The sequence below is a fragment of the Microbacterium sp. OR16 genome, from assembly GCF_047306725.1.
Taxonomy (GTDB): Bacteria; Actinomycetota; Actinomycetes; order Actinomycetales; family Microbacteriaceae; genus Microbacterium.
This window is the reverse complement of record NZ_JAZEXK010000001.1, coordinates 1,242,857-1,262,087: the sequence shown is the minus strand read 5'-3', so window position 1 is coordinate 1,262,087 and position 19,231 is coordinate 1,242,857. Positions and strand designations below refer to the sequence as shown.

Genomic DNA, 19,231 nt, shown 5'->3' with positions numbered 1-19,231 from the left:
AAAATCAACCGCATGCGGAAAATTGATCCGTCTTCCTCGGCGACCGTGGTCATGCACGATCCGCGCCTGAACGACCCCGAGCAGGAGCTCGTGCGCACCGGCGATCTCGCGCCGGCCGAGCTGGAGAGCGTCCTCGAAGTGCTGGAGGCGATGCGCCGCTGGCGCGAGGCGGAGCGGGAGCACAGCGAGGCGTCCCAGCGCTACATGCGCCTGGGAGCGAGTGACATGAGGGCGCTGCGGATGCTCATCGCCGCAGGGAACCAGAGCCTGGCGATCACGCCGAGCGCGATGGCCGGCCATCTCGGCATCTCGACCGCATCCACCACGAAGCTGCTCGACCGCCTGGAGCGCGGCGGTCACATCGTGCGCCGCGCGCATCCGGAGGACCGTCGCAGTCTGGTCATCGAGGTGACCGAGGAGACCCGTCACGCGGCGCGCGCAACGGTCGGTCGCGAGCACGCTCGGCGCTTCAACGTCGTCGCCGAACTCAGCAACGAGCAGCGCCGCACCGTCGCCGACTTCTTCGATGCGATGGCGGCCACCGCCGAGCGTGACGCTGTGTGACGGGCCGATTCTGAGCGAGTGCTCGACGCCGCGTACGTTTTCGGAGTCCCCACGAGAGGAAGAACCCGAAAATGTCCCGCCGCTTCACCACCCTCGCCGCTGCAGCCGCAGCGGTCGCCCTCGCCACCGGTCTCGCCGGCTGCGCCTCCGCCGACGCCGGAGCGACCGGATCCGACGGCGCCGATGACGTCGTCAAGATCGGGGTCGTGGGCAAGAGCGACCCGCAGTGGGCCGCTTTCGAGAAGGCCGCGAAGGACGAGGGCATCGAGATCGAACTCGTCGACTTCGGGTCGTACGAGCTGCCGAACCCCGCGCTGACCGAGGGCGAGATCGACCTCAACCAGTTCCAGCACGTGATCTACCTCGCCCAGTACAACGAGGCGGCCGGCGAAGACCTGGTGGCCATCGGATCCACGCAGACCTACCCGCTCGGCCTGTACTCGTCGAAGTACGACGACGTGAAGGACATAGCCGAGGGCGACACCGTCGCCGTCCCCGACGACGCATCCAACCAGGCCCGCGGACTGCTCGTGCTGCAGTCGGCCGGGCTCATCGAGCTCAAGGACGGCGGCTCGCCGTTCTCCGACCTCTCCGACATCGACGAGGCGAAGTCCAAGGTCAAGGTGACCGCTCTCGAGGCGGCGCTGACTCCCGAGGCGCTGCCCGATGTCGCGGCGGCCATCATCAACAACGACTTCGTCGAGGAGGCCGGTCTGAAGTTCGACGACGCGCTGTTCACCGACGACGCGTCCGACCCGGCCGCCGCGCCCTACGTGAACATCTTCGCCTCTCGCGCGGATGATGCCGACAACGAGACCTACCTGAAGCTCATCGAGATCTTCCAGACCGACGAGGCCGTGCAGAAGGGCCTCGCGGAGTCGTCCGGCGGAACAGGCGTGACCGTGCAGCTCTCCCAGGAAGACCTGGCGAACACGCTCAAGACCGTCCAGAAGGCCGTCGCTGACAACAGCTGACCTTCGCGGATCTGAGAGAATCGGGCGGCGCGATGTGCCTCGCCCGATTCTCCGTGTCAGGCGGCCGACGCCCGAGATCACCCCACCCACCCGAAGTCGGAGTGCACCCATGCCCATCGTCTCGCTCGAGAGCGTGTCCAAGCGATACCCGTCCCCGCAGCGTGCAGGCGAGCAGGTCACCGCGGTCGATGACGTCACCCTGCACATCGAGAAGGGTGATGTGTACGGCATCATCGGCTACTCGGGAGCCGGCAAGTCCACGCTTGTGCGCCTCATCAACGCCCTGGAGCCCGCCACCGAGGGCCGGATCACCGTCGACGACACCGAGGTCACCGCGCTCTCCGAGCGCGAGCTGCGCGCCGTGCGCACCGGCATCGGCATGATCTTCCAGCAGTTCAACCTGTTCTCGGCCAAGACCGTGCGTGCCAACATCGCCTACCCGCTGAAGCTCGCCGGCTGGTCGAAGGCCGACATCGATGCCCGCGTCACCGAGCTGCTGTCATTCGTCGGGCTCAGCGACAAGGCGCGCTCGTATCCCGAGCAGCTCTCGGGCGGGCAGAAGCAGCGAGTCGGGATCGCCCGCGCACTCGCGACCCGCCCCGCCATCCTGCTCGCCGACGAGGCCACCAGCGCACTCGACCCCGAGACCACCCACGAGGTCCTCGCGCTGCTCAAGCGGGTCAACGAGGAGCAGGGGGTGACCATCGTGGTCATCACCCACGAGATGGACGTGATCCAGACGATCGCGACGAAGGTCGCCGTCATGGACCGGGGACGGGTGATCGAGCAGGGCGACGTGTTCGAGGTCTTCTCCGCGCCCCGGCATCCGGCCTCCCAGCGCTTCGTCGGGACGGTGGTGAAGGGCATCCCCTCGCCCTCCGAGCGGGCGGTGCTGCGCGAGAGGCACAGCGGCCGACTCGTCACGTTCTCGTTCCGCGACGGCGGGCCCTCGCAGGCGCAGCTTTTCGTCGACCTGGGCGAGGCGGGCCTCGAGTTCGAGCTGGTGTTCGGCGGCATCAACGACATCCGCGGGCGCGCCTTCGGCCACCTGACCCTCGCGATCCGCGGCGACGAGAAGCGCATCGACGACGCGCTCGCCCGCATCGACCGCCAGGTCGAGGTGACCGACATCGATCGGGAGGAGGAGCGCTGATGGATCGTCTCATCGAACTCGCTCCGGAGTTCTGGCAGGCAGCCGTCGAGACGCTGTACATGGTCTCGCTGACCCTGCTGTTCGGCGGGATCCTCGGCGGCCTGATCGGCGTGGGCCTGTACCTGACCCGCCCCGGCGGGATGCTGCAGAACCGTGCGGTGTCGTTCGTGCTGAACCTGTTCATCAACTTCTTCCGGCCGATCCCGTTCGTGATCCTCATCACGGTGCTCATCCCGTTCTCGCGCTTCGTGGTGGGCAGCGGCATCGGCACCAACGCCGCGATCGTCGCCCTGGTGGTCGCGTCGATGTTCGCGATCGGCCGCATCGTCGAACAGCACCTGGTCGGCGTCTCGCCTGGGGTCATCGAGGCCGCGCGCGCGATGGGAGCCGGGCCCTGGCGCACGCTGTTCACCGTCGTGATCCCAGAGGCGCTGGGCCCGCTCGTGCTGGGTTACACCTTCGTGATCGTGGCGCTCATCGACATGACCGCGATGGCCGGGTACATCGGCGCTGGCGGTCTCGGCAACTTCGCCCTCACATACGGGCGTCGTCAGTTCGAGCCGGTCGTGATGTGGGCGGCGGTGCTGCTGATCGTCGTGTTCGTGCACTTCGCGCAGACACTGGGCACGTGGCTCGCGCGCCGGATCATGCGTCGCTGATTCGGCGGATCGGCTCGACCGGCCGCATGACTGAATGCGGCTGGGGCGTTCAGCCGCGCGGCGCGTCCTGCAGGGTGCGCCGGGTGCTGAACTCGCGAGGTGCGCCGCTGAGCGGGTCGTCGAAGCGCAGCTCGCGGGCGAGCAGCTGCAGCGGCCGGGTGAAGTCGTCGGGCGCCTCGGGCAGCAGGTCGGGGTAGAAGCCGTCGTGCAGGATGCCCGCGCCGAGCGACGCGAGGTGCACGCGCAGCTGGTGCATGCGTCCCGAATGCGGGCGAAGCAGCGTGTGCACGACGCGCTCGTCGAAGTCCAGCAGCTCGATGAGCGTCTCGGAGTTCGGCTCCCGCTCGTGATCGACCTTCACGCACACGTGGGCGCGCAGCTTCTCGATGTGGTTGCGGTACACGATCGGGAACGGCAGACCGGCCAGGGCGGGGGATGCGGGATCCCAGTCGGCTGGCAGCGCCGACACGGCCTCGTACACCTTCTCGACCTGCCGTCGCTCGAAGAGCAGCTGATACGCGCCGCGCGTCTCGGGTCGGGTCGAGAACATCAGCAGCCCCGCCGTCGCCCTGTCGAGGCGGTGGATGGGGGTGAGCTCGGGGATGCCGAGCAGGTTGCGCAGCCGCACCAGCGCGGAGTTCTGCAGGTACTTGCCGCCGGGGGTGGTGGGCAGGAAGTGCGGCTTGTCGGCCACGACGAGGTCGCGGTCCTGGTGCAGCACCTCGATCTCGAACGGGATGTCGCGCTCGACGGGCGGCTCACGGTAATACCAGACGAACTCGTGCGCGCCCAGGGGGGTCTTGCGGGTGAGGGGCGTGCCGTCCCGAGCGACGATCTCGCCGCGGTCGAAGCGCGACAGCAGGCGCTCGGGATCGAGGTGGAAGAAGCGCTCGGCCATGTACTCGCCGATCGTCGGCCACGGGCCGATCAGCGGCAGGTGCAGCCGCGTCGCCCCGACGCCGTCGCGCACGGGGAGCGGAGAGAGCATGCCCATCAGCGCCCTCGCTCCGAACCGCGGATGCTCACGAGTCGAAGCTCAGACTGAGTTTGCGCAGCAGCCCCGCCAGCCGATCGCGGTCGGTGCGGGGGAGCGCCTGCAGCAGCACGGCCTCGGCGTCGACGAGGCGGGTGATCGCGGCATCCACCCGCACCCGTCCCTCGTCGGTGAGGGTGACCAGCACGCTGCGCCCGTCCTGCGGATCCGACTCGCGGCGCACGAACCGGCGCCCCACCAGACGGTCGATGCGGTTCGTCATCGTGCCGCTCGAGACGAGCGTCTGCTGCAGCAGCTGCTTGGGTGAGAGCTGGAACGGCGCACCGGCGCGGCGAAGCGCCGAGAGCACGTCCCACTCCCACGGTTCGATGTCGCTGCGTCGGAACACCTCGCGTCGTGCTCGGTCGAGGTGGCGCGAGAGACGGTCCATGCGCGAGAGCACCTCGAGCGGCGAGAAGTCCAGATCGGGACGTTGGGTGTTCCAGGCGCCGACGATCCGGTCGACCTCATCCGCCTCGCTCATCCGTTCATTATCCCGTGCCGGTCGGGTCCTGCGGACGGGCGGGCGGGCGGCGCCGTGGCGGAGCCGGTCGGGTCCTGCGGACGGGCGGGCGGGCGGCGCCGTGGCAGAATTGACCCGCGGTCGCCGCCTCGCGAGGAAGACGGCCGTGGTCCGCCGTGGTGTAACGGCAGCACGACAGCCTTTGGAGCTGTGAGGTTCAGGTTCGAATCCTGGCGGCGGAGCATGACGCAGAACAATCTCGCCATCATCGTGCTCGCCGCAGGCCAGGGCACCCGCATGAAGTCCCGCCGACCCAAGGTGCTGCACGAGATCGCCGGTCGCCCACTCGTGGGTCACGTGCTCACGACGGCGCGTTCGCTGGGCGCCTCGCACATCGAGGTGGTCGTGCGGCACGAGCGCGAGCAGGTGGTCAGCGCGCTCGCCGGCGACTACCCCGATGCAGTCTTCGTCGACCAGGACGACGTTCCGGGCACCGGCCGCGCCGTGCAGGTCGCCATCGACGCACTGCCCGACGACTTCGACGGCGACGTGCTCGTGCTCTCCGGCGACTGCCCGCTCGCCGACGCCGACACCCTGTCGTCCTTCCTCGACGAGCACCGCGCATCCGGTGCGCCCGCGACGCTGATGACTGCCGTCGTCGACGATCCGACCGGCTACGGGCGCGTCATCCGCGACGCCGACGGCGGGGTCGATCGCATCGTCGAGCAGAAGGATGCCAGCGACGACGAGGCGTCGGTCCGTGAGATCAATGCCGGGATGTACGCGTTCCGCTCCGAGACGCTGCGCCGCTACCTGCCCGAGATCGGCGTCGACAATGCGCAGGGCGAGATGTACCTCACCGACGTGCCCGGCCTGCTGCGCCGCGACGGCGACCGCGTGGCGGCATCCGTCGTCTCCGACGTCACGGTGACCTTTGGCGTCAACGACCGTGCGCAGCTCGCGCTCGTGGGCCGCCTGCTCAACCAGCGCATCGTGCGCCGCTGGCAGCGTGAGGGCGTCACGATCGTCGACCCCGAGACCACGTGGATCGACGACGACGCGAAGCTCGCACCCGACGTCACCATCCTGCCCAACACGCAGATCCTCGGTGCCACGGTCATAGCCGAGGGCGCCACCGTCGGGCCCGACACCACGCTGGTGGACTGCGAGGTCGGCGAGGATGCCGTGATCAAGCGCACCGACGCGAACCTCGCGGTCATCGGCGCACGTGCCACCGTCGGCCCGTTCTCGTTCCTGCGGCCGGGCACTGTGCTGGGCGCGGGCGGCAAGATCGGCGCCTACGTCGAGACGAAGAACGCCGAGATCGGCGAGAACAGCAAGGTGCCGCACCTGTCGTACGTGGGAGACGCGACGATCGGCCGCGGCGTCAACCTCGGCGCCAGCACGATCACCGCGAACTACGACGACGTCAACAAGCACCGCACGGTGGTCGGCGATGAGGTGCACACCGGGTCGCACACCGTGCTCGTCGCGCCCGTTAGGCTGGGAGCCGGTGCGAAGACCGGTGCCGGTGCTGTCGTCCGCAAGGACGTGCCCGCGGGCGCCCTGGCCATGAGCGTCGCCCCCCAGCGCAACATCGACGGGTGGGTCGAGAAGAACAGAGCAGGCACGGGTGCAGCCGACGCGGCGGCCCGCGAACGATCGGCGGAATAGGTCGCATGGGCAACAAGAAGAAGAAGGTCGCACTCGAGCGCGAGAACGGGGTCGCACCCGGTCTGATCGCGAAGACGAAGAAGCGCCTCGTCGTCGCCGGCGGGCGCTCGCACCCCGAGCTGACGGCGGCGGTCGCTGCGGCCCTCGGCCAGGAGGCGGCCCCCGTCGAGCACCGCACCTTCGCCTCCGGTGAGATCTACGCCCGCTTCGAGGTCTCGATCCGCGGCTGCGACCTGTTCATCGTGCAGTCCTTCGGCGAGCCGGTGAACGAGTGGCTCATGGAGACCCTGATCATGCTCGACGCCGCCAAGCGCGCTTCGGCCAAGCGCATCACGGTCGTCGCCCCGTACTACCCGTACTCCCGGCAGGACAAGAAGGGTCGCGGGCGCGAGCCGATCTCGGCGCGGCTCGTGGCCGACATGCTCAAGACCGCCGGCGCCGACCGCGTGATGAGCGTCGACCTGCACGCCGCGCAGATCCAGGGCTTCTTCGACGGCCCGGTCGACCACCTGTTCGCCAAGCCCGTGCTGCTCGAGCACTTCGAGGGCACGCTGACCGCCGAGGACCGCGAGACTCTCACGATCGTCTCTCCCGACATGGGCCGCGTGCGCGTGGCCGACACCTGGTCGGACAGCCTCGGCGCACCACTCGCGATCATCCACAAGCGCCGCGACCCCAAGGTCGCAAACCAGGTCTCGGTGCACGAGATCGTCGGCGCGGTCGAGGGCCGCACCTGCCTGCTCGTCGACGACATGATCGACACCGGCGGCACGATCGTCAAGGCGGCGCAGGCGCTGAAGGCGAACGGCGCCCGCAAGGTGATCGTCGCGGCCACGCACGCCGTCTTCAGCGACCCGGCATCCGAGCGACTGCAGGACGCGTCGATCGATCAGGTGGTCATCACCGACACGATCCCGCTCACCGAGTCGCGACGGTGGGACGGGCTCACCATCCTTCCGATCGCGCCTCTGCTCGCCACCGCGATCAAGCAGGTCTTCGAAGACGGCTCGGTCACGAGCATGTTCGGCGGAGACGCCTGACCGCCGCCCGCCGAGATGACGAGGGCATGCGGAGATCTCATAGCCGGATGCCCGAAGCTGGAGGCATGAACGTGCATCCCGCCGCCCGCACCGGAACCGCTCTGCTCGGCGTCGCCGGCGCGCTCGTGCTCGCCGGATGCTCGGGTGCGGCGGACGCGGACACGACGAAGCCCGATCCGTCCCCTTTGAGCACCGACGCGACCGCACCCTATGCCGACGGCACCTATACGGCAGCGGGCTCGTACCGCACGCCCGAGACGGTCGAGACGATCGAGGTGACCCTGACCATCGCCGACGACACGGTCACCGGCGTCGAGGTGTCCGGCGATCCGCTGGCACCGGAGTCGAAGAACTACCAGGGGCAGTTCATCGCCGGTATATCGGACGTCGTGGTGGGCAAGAAGCTCGACGACCTGCAGGTCGACCGGGTGGCCGGATCCTCCCTCACCAGCGGCGGATTCGACCAGGCCGTGGTCAGGATCAAGGACGAGGCCGCCGCAGCGGCCGAGTGATCCGGCATGCACTCCTGGCGCTTCGACGCCATCGGCACGCGCTGGGAGATCGAGACGGCCCTGCCGCTGGAGGGCGCGACTCGAGAGTCCGTCGGCGGCATCGTCGCGGCGTTCGATGCGACCTGGTCGCGCTTCCGTGACGACTCCGTCGTCTCCTCGCTGCGCGCCGAAGGGGGCAGGGCGACGCTGACCCCGGCCGCAGCGGATGACGCCGCGGCGCTGTTCCGGGTGTATCGCGACCTCGGTCGAGCGACCGACGGCGGCGTGAACCCGCTGATCGGATCGGCGCTCGATGCGCTCGGCTACGACGCCGCCCTGTCCCTGCGCCCCGGGGCACCGCAGTCGGCTCTGCACGAGTGGGAGGGGGTGCTGCGCTGGGATGACACGTCTCTGGAGCTCGATGAGCCGGCCGTCATCGACGTCGGCGCGGCGGGGAAGGGAAGACTGGTCGACCTCGTCAGCGCGGCCCTGGCGCACCTGCCGGGACGCGTGACGGTCGACGGCAGCGGCGACCTGCGCGTGCGCGGGGGAACAGCCAGGGTCGCGCTCGAGCACCCGTACGATCCGACCTTCGCGATCGGAGTGGTCGAGGTGACGGATGCCGCGCTGTGCGCCTCTGCCGTCACGCGCCGCGCGTGGGGTGACGGGCTGCACCACGTGCTGGACGGGCGCACGGGTCTGCCGGTGCGCACCTGGGTGGCGACCTGGGCACTCGCCGACGATGCCCTGCACGCCGACGCGGCGGCGACGGGGCTGTTCTTCGACGGCGGCCCCGGCCTCGCCGACCGCTGGGGCGTGCAGTGGGTGCGGATGTCGAGCGAGGGGCGCGTCGAGCGCTCACCCGGCTTTCCGGGTGAGCTGTTCACCGCGCCCGGCCCCTGAGGATGCGGAAGAGTAGAACGGTGATCTCTGCGTTCCTCGCCCTGCGGCAGCGTGTGCTGGCCGTCCTCGGCGGCATCTCGATGTATCGGCTCGTGCTCTTCGCCCTCGCGGGACTGGCGGTGATCGCGCTCGGGCTCTCGCTGGCGGGACTGGTGGGACCGACGGCGGGCGAGATCCTGGTGTCCTTCGCCGCACTCGCCGTGTCGATCTCGGCGGTCGACGCGGTCGCGCAGCGCGTCCTGCGGCTGCCGTGGCGCATCGAGTCGTCACTGGTCACCGCGCTCATCCTGCTGTTCGTGCTGCAGCCCTCCCTCACCCCGGCGGGCCTGGCGGGAACGGCGCTCGCCGGCGTGCTTGCGAGCCTGTCGAAGTATCTGATCGCCTGGCGCGGGCGCCACATCCTCAACCCCGCGGCGTTCGGCGCCGCTGTCGTGACCATCCTCGGCGTCGGCACGTTCTCGGCCTGGTGGGTGGGCACGCCGTGGCTCGCGCCGTTCGTCGCTCTGAGCGGTCTGCTCGTGCTGTGGCGCACCGAGAAGGTGCGGCTGGTGGTGCTCTTCCTCGTCGCAGCGATCGTCGTCTCGGTGCTGCGCCAGGCGGTGCAGGCGCAGCTGTTCGGCTTCGGGCTCGATCTCGATCTGGGGGGTGCCCTCGTCTTCGCCCTCACACAGACGCCCTACCTCTTCCTCGGCGCGTTCATGCTCTCCGAGCCCCTCACCCTGCCGCCGCGGCGCTGGCAGCAGTACAGCGTCGCGGCTCTGGTGGGCGTGCTCGCCGGCTGGCCGATCCCGGTCGGCTCGCTGTTCACACTCGGTCAGGAGCGCGCCCTGCTGATCGGCAACCTTCTCGCGTTCGCCTTCGCGCTGCGCAGCTCGGTGCGGCTCGTGCTGACCGGGCGGACCTTCGTCACCCCGACCGCCCAGGAGCTCACGTTCCGCACCAAGGGGCGACTGCGCTTCATCGCCGGGCAGTACCTCGAGCTCGAGGTGCCGCATCGAAATCCGGATGCCAGGGGCACCCGTCGCGAGTTCAGCATCGTGTCGGCGCCCGCCGACCTGCCCACCCTTCGCATCGCGTACAAGGACGGCGATCAGAAGCATCCTTCGAGCTACAAGCGTGCGCTGAAGGCCGCCGAGCCCGGTGCGGTGCTGGCCGTGACCGGCACCTGGGGCGACTTCGTGCTGCCCCGCGGGCGCACGCCGGTGCTCATGGTTGCCGCGGGCATCGGGGTGACCCCATTCGTCTCGCAGCTGCGCCAGCTGCGGGCCACGGGGGCCGAGCGTGACGTCGTGCTCGTCTACGTGGCCTCGGAGTCCGCCGAGCTCGCCTTCCGCGACGAGCTCGCCGCGACCGGGGTCCGCACGATCGTCTTCACCCGCGACGAGCCGACCGATCTGCCGCCGCACTGGACGTGGGCGCAGGGCATCCGACTCGACGCCCCTGGCCTGCAGCGCGTGGTTCCCGACCTCGCCGCCCGGCACGCGTACATCTCCGGACCGCCGCGCCTCATCGCCGATCTTGCACCGGCGCTGCAGAAGGCGCGCGCCGTCACGACCGACGCGTTCGCCGGCTACTGATCCGGATGCCTGTGCGGTGGCGCCGTCTGCGCCGGGGCCGACGGCTCCGGTGCGGACTGCCCGGTTGCCGACGGCGCGGATGGCGACGTCTGCTCACCGCGCGGCAGCCGGACGGTGAACGACGTGTCGCCCGGCGTGCTCTCGACAGTGATGGTGCCGCCATGGCCTTCCACGATCGCCTTCGCGATCGCGAGTCCGAGGCCTGTGCCGCCGGTCTGCCGCGCCCTGGAGACATCGCCCCGTGCGAAGCGCGCGAACAGCTCCTCGCGCACCGCCGGATCGATGCCTGGCCCGTCGTCGTGCACCCGCAGCTCGGCGCCGGCGGGGGTGGCCGCCACCGAGAGCGTGATGGTCGTGCCCTCGGGCGTGTGCGTTCGGGCGTTGGCGAGCAGATTGCCGACCACCTGATGCAGGCGGCCGACATCGCCGGCCACGATCACGGGCTCGCCGGGGGTCTCCAGCTGCCAGTGGTGGCCAGGCCCCGTGGGCTGCGCGTCGGCGAGGGCCTCCACGGCGAGCTGCGACAGGTCGACCTCGCCGTGCACGAGCTCGGCGCCCTCATCGAGTCTGGCGAGCAGAAGCAGATCCTCGACGAGCCGCGTCATCCGCAGCGACTGCGCCTGGATGCGCTCGAGCGCAGACGTGGTGTCCTCGACGGTCGGTGCATCCTGCGACTGCCGCAGCGCCCGCAGCGACAGCTCGGAGTACCCGCGGATCGACGCGAGCGGCGTGCGCAGCTCGTGACTGGCATCCGCCACGAACCGCCGCATGCGCTCCTCGTTGCGCTGGCGCGCCGAGAGCGACGAGTCGACGTGGTCGAGCAGGGTGTTCAGCGCCTCTCCCACCCGGCCCACCTCCGTGCGCGGATCGGCTTCGTAGTCGGGCACGCGCTCGGTGATGCGCACCTCTCCGCGATCGAGCGGCTGTCCGGCGACGCGCGATGCGGTCGCTGCGACTGCGCGCAGCGGGCGCAGCCCCATGCTGATGGTGAGCGCGGTCGTGATGGCGAGCAGGATCAGCCCGCCCAGGGTCGCCAGGGCGATGACCGTGAACAGCGATGTCATGGTGTGCTGCACCTCGGCGCGGGGAAGGCCGGTGATCACCACCACATCGTTGTCGGTGCGGTCGGCCGTCACCCGGAACGAGCCGACGTCGTGCAGCGTCACCGTCGCGGACTTGGCGCTCTGCAGTGCGGCGGTGATCGTGAGCAGGTCGCGGGCCGGCAGCGTGCGGCGGGACTCGGGGGTGACGATCACTCCCGACGCGGGAGCGCTCGGGGGCAGCACGGCCAGCATCAGGCTTCCGGTCTGCACGATGCCGCCGCTGACGGCATCTTCGGCGGTGAGCGGCTCGCCGCGCCGCTCCGCCGCGTCGGCCCGGCTGGTGACCAGCGCCGTCGTCACGTTCGAGGTCGCGTCGAGCTTTCTCTGCAGGTCGTCCTCGAGGGTCTTGCCCAGAGTCGCGCTGGTGATGATCGCGACGATGACGAGGATGAGCGAGACGAACCCGATCACCGCGGCCATCAGCCGCGCCTGCAGGCTGAGCGGGTGGGGGAGCATGGGCTACTGCGGTGACTTGATCATGTAGCCGACGCCGCGCACGGTGTGCAGCAGCGGGGTGCGGCCGGCGTCGATCTTCTTGCGCAGGTACGAGATGTACAGCTCGACCACCGACGACTTGCCGCCGAAGTCGTAGCTCCACACCCGATCGAGGATCTGCGCCTTCGACAGCACGCGGCGCTCGTTACGCATCAGAAAGCGCAGCAGCTCGAACTCGGTGGCGGTGAGCTCGATCTCGTCGCCTGCGCGGAGGACCTCGTGGCTGTCCTCGTTGAGCGACAGGTCGGCGACACGCAGGATCGACTGCTCGTCGTCGGTCTGACCTTGGCCCGAGCGGCGGATCACCGCCCGCAGGCGGGCGATCACCTCCTCGAGGCTGAACGGCTTGGTGACGTAGTCGTCGCCGCCCGCCGTGAGCCCGGCGATGCGGTCGGCGACGGCGTCCTTCGCGGTGAGGAAGACCACGGGCACGAGGTTGCCCGATTCCCTCAGCCGGCGCAGCACGCTCATGCCGTCGAGATCGGGCATCATCACATCGAGCACCAGGGCATCCGGTTCGAAATCGCGGGCGACCTGCAGAGCCTCCAGGCCCGAGGCGGCGGTGCGCACCTCCCAGCCCTCCATGCGCAGCGCCATCGAGAGCAGATCGGTGAGCATCGGCTCGTCGTCGACGGCGAGGATGCGCAGCGGTGTTCCGTCAGGACGGCGGAGGTCTGGGTGCTCGGTGCTCATGGCTTCTATTGTGCGCCCGGCGTCACCGAGATTCTTTTGAATTCCCTATGCGCAACCTGTAGGGGCGCGGCTGGGCAAGGGGCACCCGCCCCGAACGCTGAGGGCGGCGCATCAGCGCCGCCCTCAGCGGAGGAATCCGATCAGTGGGTGTCGACCGCGGGGACCTCGGTGCGGTCACCCGACCACAGGGTGTGGAAGGTGCCGTCCTTGTCGATGCGGCGGTAGGTGTGCGCGCCGAAGAAGTCGCGCTGACCCTGGATGAGGGCGGCGGGCAGGCGTTCGGCGCGGATGCCGTCGTAGTACGACAGCGACGACGAGAACGCCGGAGCCGGGATGCCCGACTGGGCGGCGGCGATGACGACGCGGCGCCACGCGGCCTGGCCGCGGGAGAGCGCCTCGGCGAAGTAAGGCGCGGTGAGCAGGGCCGGCAGGTCGGGTTCACCGGCATACGCCTCGGCGATGCGGTTCAGGAACTGCGCGCGGATGATGCAGCCGGCCCGCCAGATCTTCGCCACGGCGCCCAGGTCGATGCTCCAGCCGTACTCGGCGGCACCGGCGCGGATCTCGTCGAAGCCCTGCGAGTACGCGACGATCTTCGATGCGTACAGCGCCAGGCGCACGTCCTCGATGAAGGCCTCGGCGTCGTCGACGGTGAACTCGCCCTCGGGGCCGGGCAGGTGAGCGGCCACGGCGCGCTGCTCGGGGTGCGATGAGAGCGAGCGGGCGAAGGTCGCCTCGGCGATGCCGGAGACGGGCACGCCGAGCGCGAGCGCGGTCTGCACCGTCCATGCGCCGGTGCCCTTGGCGCCCGCCTGGTCGACGATCACGTCGACGAGGGGCTTGCCGGTCTCGGCGTCGATCTGGCGCAGCACCTCGGCGGTGATCTCGATGAGGTACGACTCCAGCTCGCCGGTGTTCCACTCGGCGAAGATGTCGGCGATCTCGGCGGGGGTCTTGCCGGTGCCGCGACGGATCAGGTCGTACGCCTCGGCGATGAGCTGCATGTCGGCGTACTCGATGCCGTTGTGCACCATCTTCACGAAGTGCCCGGCGCCGCCGTGGCCGACGTGCGTCACGCACGGCTCGCCCTCGGCGACCGCCGCGATCGACTCCAGGATCGGGCCGAGGGTCACCCACGACTCGTCCGAGCCTCCCGGCATGATCGACGGACCGTTCAGAGCGCCCTCCTCGCCACCCGAGATGCCCGCGCCGACGAAGTTGATGCCCGTCTCGCGCACCGCCTTCTCGCGGCGGATGGTGTCGGGGAAGTATGCGTTGCCGCCGTCGACGATGATGTCGCCCGGCTCGAACACCCGCACCAGCTCGTCGATCACCGCGTCGGTGCCCAGGCCCGCCTTGACCATGATGATCGCCGTACGCGGCTTCTGCAGCGACGCGGCGAACTCCTCGTACGAGAAGGTGGGCACGAACCCGGCTTCGGCATGCAGCGCGACCAGCTCGTCGGTCTTCGCCCGCGAGCGGTTCAGCACCGCGACCGTGTTGCCCTCGCGGCTGGCGAGGTTGCGGGCCAGGTTCGAACCCATGACGGCGAGTCCGACGACTCCGATATTGGCTGCGGCTGTGGGCACGGGGATCTCCTCGGTGATGAAGGGCGTGATCTCAGGGTATCGGTGCGCGACGGTCGCCCGTCCCTTCGTTTCACCCCGGCGGATGCCCGAGCGGAGCCCCCGGGGTGTCCCCAGCGGGAGGCCGTCTGTTAGCGTGTGGCCACCGATCGGTCGCGCGCGGTGGCCGACGAAGCATCAGGGGAGATGTCACATGGACGACTGGACCCAGACCCTCACCGCAGGGCCCCTGCTGCTCATCGCCGGCGGCGCGATCGCCCTGATCCTCGTGCTGATCATCGGCTTCAAGCTGCACGCATTCCTCACTCTCGTGATCGTCTCGCTGCTCACCGCCATCGTGGCGGGCATCCCGATCGATCAGGTGGTGCCGGTCGCGCTCGGCGGGTTCGGCAGCACCCTTGCGAGTGTGGCGCTGCTCGTCGGACTCGGGGCCATGCTCGGCAGACTGATCGAGCACTCCGGTGGCGCGCACGCGCTCGCCGACAGGTTCGTGCGGGTCTTCGGCGAGAAGCGCGCGCCGTTCGCCCTCGGTGTGACGTCGCTGATCCTCGGGTTCCCGATGTTCTTCGATGCCGGTCTGATCATGATGCTGCCGATCATCTTCGCCGTGGCGCGACGCGTGTCGGGAAACAACGTGCTGCTCTACGGCTTCCCCGCCGCCGCCGCCTTCTCGGTGATGCACGTCTTCCTGCCTCCGCACCCGGGCCCGGTCACCGCGTCGGCGGCCTACGAGGCGAACATCGGCCTGGTGCTGCTGGTCGGCCTCGTCGTGGCGCTTCCGGTCTGGTACCTCTCGGGCTACCTGTGGGGCAAGTTCGTCGGCAGTCGGTGGATCCTGCCGGTGCCGTCGCTGTTCGGCAACGAGGACAGGGATCAGCCCTCGACCCCGCCGAAGGTGTCGATGATCATCATGCTGCTGCTGCTGCCGATGCTTCTCATCTTCCTCAACACGGGGCTCACCACGCTCGGCAGCGCGGGCGTGATCGACTCCACCGAGCTCTGGGCGCAGTCATTGATCTTCATCGGTCAGTCGCCCGTCGCGCTGACCATCACCGTGCTCGTCGCGCTCGTGGCGCTCGGCTGGCGACGCGGCGAACACGGCACCGCCCTGGAGAAGATCGTCGACTCGTCGCTCGGGCCCATCTGCTCCGTGGTGCTGATCACCGGAGCCGGCGGGATGTTCGGCGGGGTGCTGCGCTCATCAGGCATCGGCGAGGCGCTCTCCGACACGCTGAGCGGCGTGGGCCTGCCCGTCATCGTCGCGGCGTACCTCATCGCCGTCGTGCTGCGCGTCGCGCAGGGCTCGGCAACCGTCGCCCTGGTCACCGCGGCGGGCCTCATCGCTCCCGCCGTGCTCGGCGGTGACTTCAACCCTCTCGAGGTGGTCGCCATCACCCTGGCCACGGCTGCCGGCTCGGTGTTCGCCAGCCACGTGAACGACTCCGGGTTCTGGCTGGTGGGACGCCTGATGGGGATGGACGTCAAGACGACGCTGAAGACGTGGACGGTGCAGCAGACCATCCAGTCGGTTCTCGGGTTCGCAGTCGTGCTGGTGGTCTACCTGCTCGCGTCGCTCTTCTGAGCGATTCTCGGGTCAGTCCTCGCGGTAGCCCGAGCGTCCCATCGAGAACATCGCGGCGAACGACGACACGACGCCGCAGACGGCGATCGCGCCGATGACCCAGAGGACGACGTGCGAGAAGAAGGCGGCATCGAGCATGCCCACAGCCTATCGAGCTTTCGGGTAGCATGGAGGAGTTCCTCGGCGAGGGAGCGCGTGCATGCGCGCATCCGTGATCGACGCGGTGACGTGAGCCCGGTGGTCGTCTGAATTCTCAGCGGCACATCGTCTCGCCTCTTCGTGTCCGCACTGAGGCTTCCGAGACCATGACCATCGCGCGGCCCCGTCCCGCGTGCCTGAAGGAGAACAACATGTCTGACGAGAACAAGGTCGTCGCCGAGACGCGCACCAACTTCGGCAAGGGCTTCGCCCGCCGCCTGCGCGCCGCCGGCAAGATCCCCGCCGTGATCTACGGTCACGGCACCGACCCCGTGCACGTCGCGCTGCCTGGCCACCAGGTGTCGCTCATCATTCGCCGTGCCAACGCCCTGCTCGATCTCGACATCGACGGCACCTCGCAGCTCGCCCTGGTCAAGGACGTGCAGAAGGACCCGGTGCACCAGATCATCGAGCACATCGACCTGCTCGTCGTGAAGAAGGGTGAGAAGGTCGCCATCGACCTCCCCGTCGTCCTGACCGGCGAGTCGTTCTCGGGCACCATCGCCACCCTCGACGCCGCGACCCTGGCGGTTGAGGCCGAGGCGACGCACATCCCCGAGAACGTCGAGGTCTCGATCGAGGGCCTCGAGGAGGGCGCGCACATCACCGCCGCCGACGTGAAGCTGCCCAAGGGCGTCACGCTGGTCGCCGACCCCGAGACCCTCGTGGTCGCCATCTCCGTCCCGGCCGCTCCGGTCGAGGACGAGGCGTCCGAGGCTCCTGCCGAGGGCGACGCCGAGGCTCCGGCCGAGGAGGCCGCCGCGGAGTGATCCGCTGACGATCCGGATGGAGGGGGCGCGAGCTGATCGCGTCCCCTCCGTCATATCCGCGCGAGAGGGACACGAATGACCACCACCTGGCTGATCGTCGGCCTCGGCAACCCCGGACCCCGCTATGCCGCGACGCGCCACAACATCGGGCAGATGGTCGTCGACGAGCTCGCCGACCGCCGCGGCGAACGATTCCGCGAGCACAAGGCCGGCGCGCGAGTGGTCGAGACCCGCGTGCGCCCCGGCGGCGATCGCATGGTCTTGGCGAAGCCCAATTCGTTCATGAACACCTCCGGGACGCCGGTCGCCGCTCTGGCTCGGTTCTACTCGGTGGCGCCGGAGAACGTCATCGTCGTGCACGACGAACTCGACATCCCCTTCGACAGCATCCGCATGAAGATCGGCGGCGGCCACGGGGGGCACAACGGGGTCCGCGACATCGCTCGCACCCTCACGACGCCCGACTTCCTGCGCGTTCGAGCCGGCATCGGTCGTCCGCCGGGACGGCAGGACCCCGCGGACTGGGTGCTCGCGCCGTTCGGCGCGGTCGAGCAGAAGACGCTGTCGATCTTCATCTCCGACGCGGCGGATGCCGTGGAGCAGCTCGTTGACGAGGGTCTGCTGGCCGCGCAGCAGCGCCATCACTCGCGCTGATCCGCGTGGTCACATCAGCGGGTCGAAGGCGATGCCGTTGCCGATGCCGTACATGAGCGTGACGGCGAGGAAGAAGATCCCCGGTCCCAGGGCCGCGATCACGATCGCGGCGATGCCCATCCCTCGTCCGCGTCTGCGGGCGACGGCGATGATCCCGGCGATCAACCCGAACAGCCCGAGCGCGGTGCCCAGCCAGAACATGATCTCCGCCCAGAGCGTCTGGATCCGCGCGGGGGAGAGCGCGGCGATGACGAACTCACCGCTGCCGCTCACCAGGTCGTCCACCGACACGGCGAGCCCGATCTGGAGCGCGAGCACGCCGGCCACGACGGGCGTGACCAAGGCGGCGATCAGAGCGGCGGCGAGCGAGACCGCACCCGTCGCCCGAGAGGGTGCCGGAGCGGTGGGCGCGACATACCCGCCGACAGCCGCCTGATACCCGCCCACCGGCACGCGATACGCGCCGGGCGGTGGCACCTGCCAGGGCGCAGAGCCCTGCGGAACAGGTGAGCCCTGCGGCAAGGGTGAGCCCTGCGGAACAGCGGAGCCCTGGGGAGGCAGCCCCGGGGGAACGAACGGGTCTGTCATCTCGCTCCTCAGACTCGCCGCAGCAGGCCGACGCGGTCGTACACGTCGGTGAGAGTGGCATCCGCGACCTCATCGGCCTTCGCGGCGTTCACAGCCAGCAGACGGTCGAGCTCGGCCGGGTCGTCGAGCAGGGCGTTCGCCCGCTCTCGCACAGGACCGAACTCGTCGACGACGACCTCGGCCAGTCCCTTCTTGAAGTCGCCGTAGCCACGACCGGCGTACTCGTCCTCGATCGAGCCCACCTGGCGGCCGGTGAGCGCGGCGTAGATGGTGAGCAGGTTCGAGACGCCCGGCTTGTTCTCGCGGTCGAAGCGCACCGAGCCCTCGTTGTCGGTCACGGCGCGCATGATCTTCTTCGCCGATTTCGACGGGTCGTCGAGCAGCCACAGCACACCCGCGTCGCTCTCGGCCGACTTCGACATCTTCGACGTCGGGTTCTGCAGGTCGTAGATGCGCGCGGTCTCCTTCTGGATCACCGGGGTGGGCACGGTGAACGTCGTGCCGAAGCGGCTGTTGAACCGCTCGGCCAGGTCGCGCGTCAGCTCGACGTGCTGCTTCTGGTCGTCGCCGACCGGCACCAGCTCGCTCTGGTAGAGCAGGATGTCAGCGGCCATCAGCACGGGGTAGGTGAACAGCCCGACAGAGGTGGAATCCTGGCCGTACCGCTGCGACTTGTCCTTGAACTGGGTCATCCGGCCCGCCTCACCGAAGCCGGTGATGGTGCTGAGGATCCAGGCGAGCTCAGCGTGGGCTCGCACGTGAGACTGCACGTACAGAGTCGACTTCGACGGCTCGATGCCGGCGGCGATGTACTGCGCCGCGGTGCGACGGGTCTTCTCGCGCAGCTCGTCGGGGTTCTGCGGCACGGTGATCGCGTGCAGATCGACCACCGAGAAGAACGCGTCGTACGAGCTCTGCATGTCACGCCACTGCAGAAGCGCCCCGATGTAGTTGCCGGCCTGGAGGGAGTCGGCGGAGGGCTGCATTCCGGAGTAGAGGCGCTGTCGAGTCACCGTTCAATCCTATGCGGC

The 19,231-nt window shown here is 69.4% G+C and carries 20 protein-coding genes and 1 tRNA gene; 13 read left to right on the top strand and 8 right to left on the bottom strand.

The window, feature by feature from the left end; all coding sequences use genetic code 11:
• Positions 1–12: 12 nt before the first annotated feature.
• From V2S05_RS06125 to V2S05_RS06110, 4 genes are all read left to right on the top strand, one after another.
• Positions 13–564 carry a MarR family winged helix-turn-helix transcriptional regulator gene (locus tag V2S05_RS06125; protein ID WP_413634414.1) on the top strand — a complete coding sequence of 184 codons (552 nt, stop codon included), beginning with the start codon at positions 13–15 and terminating at the stop codon, positions 562–564.
• Between the two features lie 71 nt (positions 565–635).
• Positions 636–1,538 (top strand): MetQ/NlpA family ABC transporter substrate-binding protein, encoded by a 903-nt coding sequence (locus V2S05_RS06120; RefSeq protein ID WP_413634413.1) that lies wholly within the window; start codon positions 636–638, stop codon positions 1,536–1,538.
• Between the two features lie 109 nt (positions 1,539–1,647).
• Positions 1,648–2,691, top strand: coding sequence for a methionine ABC transporter ATP-binding protein (locus V2S05_RS06115; protein ID WP_413634412.1), 1,044 nt, complete (start codon positions 1,648–1,650; stop codon positions 2,689–2,691).
• Positions 2,691–3,350, top strand: coding sequence for a methionine ABC transporter permease (locus V2S05_RS06110; RefSeq protein WP_271637163.1), 660 nt, complete (start codon positions 2,691–2,693; stop codon positions 3,348–3,350). Before V2S05_RS06115 ends, V2S05_RS06110 begins: the two co-directional genes overlap by 1 nt.
• Positions 3,351–3,399: 49 nt before the next feature.
• On the opposite strand, the gene V2S05_RS06105 is transcribed toward V2S05_RS06110, so the two are convergent.
• Positions 3,400–4,338 carry a pseudouridine synthase gene (locus V2S05_RS06105; RefSeq protein ID WP_413634411.1) on the bottom strand — a complete coding sequence of 313 codons (939 nt, stop codon included), beginning with the start codon at positions 4,336–4,338 and terminating at the stop codon, positions 3,400–3,402.
• Positions 4,339–4,372: 34 nt separating this feature from the next.
• Complete coding sequence (locus tag V2S05_RS06100) at positions 4,373–4,867, bottom strand: MarR family winged helix-turn-helix transcriptional regulator (protein ID WP_271637165.1); 495 nt, start codon at positions 4,865–4,867, stop codon at positions 4,373–4,375.
• A gap of 149 nt (positions 4,868–5,016) precedes the next feature.
• Here V2S05_RS06100 and V2S05_RS06095 point away from each other — a divergent pair.
• The 6 genes from V2S05_RS06095 to V2S05_RS06070 all read left to right on the top strand — a co-directional run bounded on the left by V2S05_RS06095 (position 5,017) and on the right by V2S05_RS06070 (position 10,531).
• Positions 5,017–5,088: transfer RNA gene (locus tag V2S05_RS06095), tRNA-Gln, on the top strand.
• 1 nt (position 5,089) lies between these two features.
• Positions 5,090–6,520: a bifunctional UDP-N-acetylglucosamine diphosphorylase/glucosamine-1-phosphate N-acetyltransferase GlmU gene (glmU, locus tag V2S05_RS06090; protein WP_413634410.1), complete on the top strand. Its 1,431-nt coding sequence runs from the start codon at positions 5,090–5,092 to the stop codon at positions 6,518–6,520.
• A 5-nt stretch (positions 6,521–6,525) separates the two neighbouring features.
• Entirely contained in the window at positions 6,526–7,560 is a 1,035-nt protein-coding gene (locus V2S05_RS06085; RefSeq protein ID WP_413634409.1) for a ribose-phosphate diphosphokinase, read from the top strand.
• A gap of 47 nt (positions 7,561–7,607) precedes the next feature.
• A complete protein-coding gene (locus V2S05_RS06080; RefSeq protein WP_413634408.1) occupies positions 7,608–8,072 on the top strand; it encodes an FMN-binding protein in 465 nt (154 codons plus the stop codon).
• 6 nt (positions 8,073–8,078) lie between these two features.
• Positions 8,079–8,954, top strand: coding sequence for an FAD:protein FMN transferase (locus V2S05_RS06075; RefSeq protein WP_413634407.1), 876 nt, complete (start codon positions 8,079–8,081; stop codon positions 8,952–8,954).
• A 2-nt stretch (positions 8,955–8,956) separates the two neighbouring features.
• Entirely contained in the window at positions 8,957–10,531 is a 1,575-nt protein-coding gene (locus tag V2S05_RS06070; protein ID WP_413634406.1) for an FAD-dependent oxidoreductase, read from the top strand.
• Here V2S05_RS06070 and V2S05_RS06065 read toward each other — a convergent pair.
• The 3 genes from V2S05_RS06065 to gndA all read right to left on the bottom strand — a co-directional run bounded on the left by V2S05_RS06065 (position 10,525) and on the right by gndA (position 14,411).
• Entirely contained in the window at positions 10,525–12,090 is a 1,566-nt protein-coding gene (locus tag V2S05_RS06065; RefSeq protein WP_413634405.1) for a sensor histidine kinase, read from the bottom strand. The genes V2S05_RS06070 and V2S05_RS06065 overlap by 7 nt on opposite strands.
• Positions 12,091–12,093: 3 nt before the next feature.
• Positions 12,094–12,822, bottom strand: a complete 729-nt coding sequence (locus V2S05_RS06060; RefSeq protein WP_271637173.1) for a response regulator transcription factor — start codon at positions 12,820–12,822, stop codon at positions 12,094–12,096.
• Positions 12,823–12,962: 140 nt separating this feature from the next.
• Entirely contained in the window at positions 12,963–14,411 is a 1,449-nt protein-coding gene (gene gndA, locus V2S05_RS06055) for an NADP-dependent phosphogluconate dehydrogenase (RefSeq protein ID WP_413634404.1), read from the bottom strand.
• A gap of 190 nt (positions 14,412–14,601) precedes the next feature.
• On the opposite strand from gndA, the gene V2S05_RS06050 reads away from it, so the two are divergent.
• Positions 14,602–15,990 (top strand): GntP family permease, encoded by a 1,389-nt coding sequence (locus V2S05_RS06050; protein WP_413634403.1) that lies wholly within the window; start codon positions 14,602–14,604, stop codon positions 15,988–15,990.
• A 12-nt stretch (positions 15,991–16,002) separates the two neighbouring features.
• Here V2S05_RS06050 and V2S05_RS06045 read toward each other — a convergent pair whose 3' ends face one another.
• Positions 16,003–16,128, bottom strand: coding sequence for a hypothetical protein (locus V2S05_RS06045; protein ID WP_413634402.1), 126 nt, complete (start codon positions 16,126–16,128; stop codon positions 16,003–16,005).
• A 212-nt stretch (positions 16,129–16,340) separates the two neighbouring features.
• Between V2S05_RS06045 and V2S05_RS06040 the strand changes: the two genes are divergently transcribed.
• Positions 16,341–16,958, top strand: coding sequence for a 50S ribosomal protein L25/general stress protein Ctc (locus tag V2S05_RS06040; protein WP_413634401.1), 618 nt, complete (start codon positions 16,341–16,343; stop codon positions 16,956–16,958).
• A gap of 75 nt (positions 16,959–17,033) precedes the next feature.
• Positions 17,034–17,612 (top strand): aminoacyl-tRNA hydrolase, encoded by a 579-nt coding sequence (gene pth / locus V2S05_RS06035; protein ID WP_413634400.1) that lies wholly within the window; start codon positions 17,034–17,036, stop codon positions 17,610–17,612.
• Positions 17,613–17,621: 9 nt separating this feature from the next.
• Here the strand turns inward: pth and V2S05_RS06030 are convergent, their stop codons facing one another.
• Positions 17,622–18,200 carry a hypothetical protein gene (locus V2S05_RS06030; protein WP_413634399.1) on the bottom strand — a complete coding sequence of 193 codons (579 nt, stop codon included), beginning with the start codon at positions 18,198–18,200 and terminating at the stop codon, positions 17,622–17,624.
• 8 nt (positions 18,201–18,208) lie between these two features.
• A complete protein-coding gene (trpS, locus tag V2S05_RS06025; RefSeq protein WP_413634398.1) occupies positions 18,209–19,213 on the bottom strand; it encodes a tryptophan--tRNA ligase in 1,005 nt (334 codons plus the stop codon).
• Positions 19,214–19,231: the final 18 nt, after the last annotated feature.

Bases quoted from the DNA above. Each gene is read 5' to 3' on its own strand.
- V2S05_RS06125 (WP_413634414.1), top strand. From the start codon at position 13: ATGCGGAAAATTGATCCGTCTTCCTCGGCGACCGTGGTCATGCACGAT.
- V2S05_RS06120 (WP_413634413.1), top strand. From the start codon at position 636: ATGTCCCGCCGCTTCACCACCCTCGCCGCTGCAGCCGCAGCGGTCGCC.
- V2S05_RS06115 (WP_413634412.1), top strand. From the start codon at position 1,648: ATGCCCATCGTCTCGCTCGAGAGCGTGTCCAAGCGATACCCGTCCCCG.
- V2S05_RS06110 (WP_271637163.1), top strand. From the start codon at position 2,691: ATGGATCGTCTCATCGAACTCGCTCCGGAGTTCTGGCAGGCAGCCGTC.
- V2S05_RS06105 (WP_413634411.1), bottom strand. From the start codon at position 4,338: ATGCTCTCTCCGCTCCCCGTGCGCGACGGCGTCGGGGCGACGCGGCTG.
- V2S05_RS06100 (WP_271637165.1), bottom strand. From the start codon at position 4,867: ATGAGCGAGGCGGATGAGGTCGACCGGATCGTCGGCGCCTGGAACACC.
- glmU (WP_413634410.1), top strand. From the start codon at position 5,090: ATGACGCAGAACAATCTCGCCATCATCGTGCTCGCCGCAGGCCAGGGC.
- V2S05_RS06085 (WP_413634409.1), top strand. From the start codon at position 6,526: ATGGGCAACAAGAAGAAGAAGGTCGCACTCGAGCGCGAGAACGGGGTC.
- V2S05_RS06080 (WP_413634408.1), top strand. From the start codon at position 7,608: ATGCCCGAAGCTGGAGGCATGAACGTGCATCCCGCCGCCCGCACCGGA.
- V2S05_RS06075 (WP_413634407.1), top strand. From the start codon at position 8,079: ATGCACTCCTGGCGCTTCGACGCCATCGGCACGCGCTGGGAGATCGAG.
- V2S05_RS06070 (WP_413634406.1), top strand. From the start codon at position 8,957: ATGCGGAAGAGTAGAACGGTGATCTCTGCGTTCCTCGCCCTGCGGCAG.
- V2S05_RS06065 (WP_413634405.1), bottom strand. From the start codon at position 12,090: ATGCTCCCCCACCCGCTCAGCCTGCAGGCGCGGCTGATGGCCGCGGTG.
- V2S05_RS06060 (WP_271637173.1), bottom strand. From the start codon at position 12,822: ATGAGCACCGAGCACCCAGACCTCCGCCGTCCTGACGGAACACCGCTG.
- V2S05_RS06050 (WP_413634403.1), top strand. From the start codon at position 14,602: ATGGACGACTGGACCCAGACCCTCACCGCAGGGCCCCTGCTGCTCATC.
- V2S05_RS06045 (WP_413634402.1), bottom strand. From the start codon at position 16,128: ATGCTCGATGCCGCCTTCTTCTCGCACGTCGTCCTCTGGGTCATCGGC.
- V2S05_RS06040 (WP_413634401.1), top strand. From the start codon at position 16,341: ATGTCTGACGAGAACAAGGTCGTCGCCGAGACGCGCACCAACTTCGGC.
- pth (WP_413634400.1), top strand. From the start codon at position 17,034: ATGACCACCACCTGGCTGATCGTCGGCCTCGGCAACCCCGGACCCCGC.
- V2S05_RS06030 (WP_413634399.1), bottom strand. From the start codon at position 18,200: ATGACAGACCCGTTCGTTCCCCCGGGGCTGCCTCCCCAGGGCTCCGCT.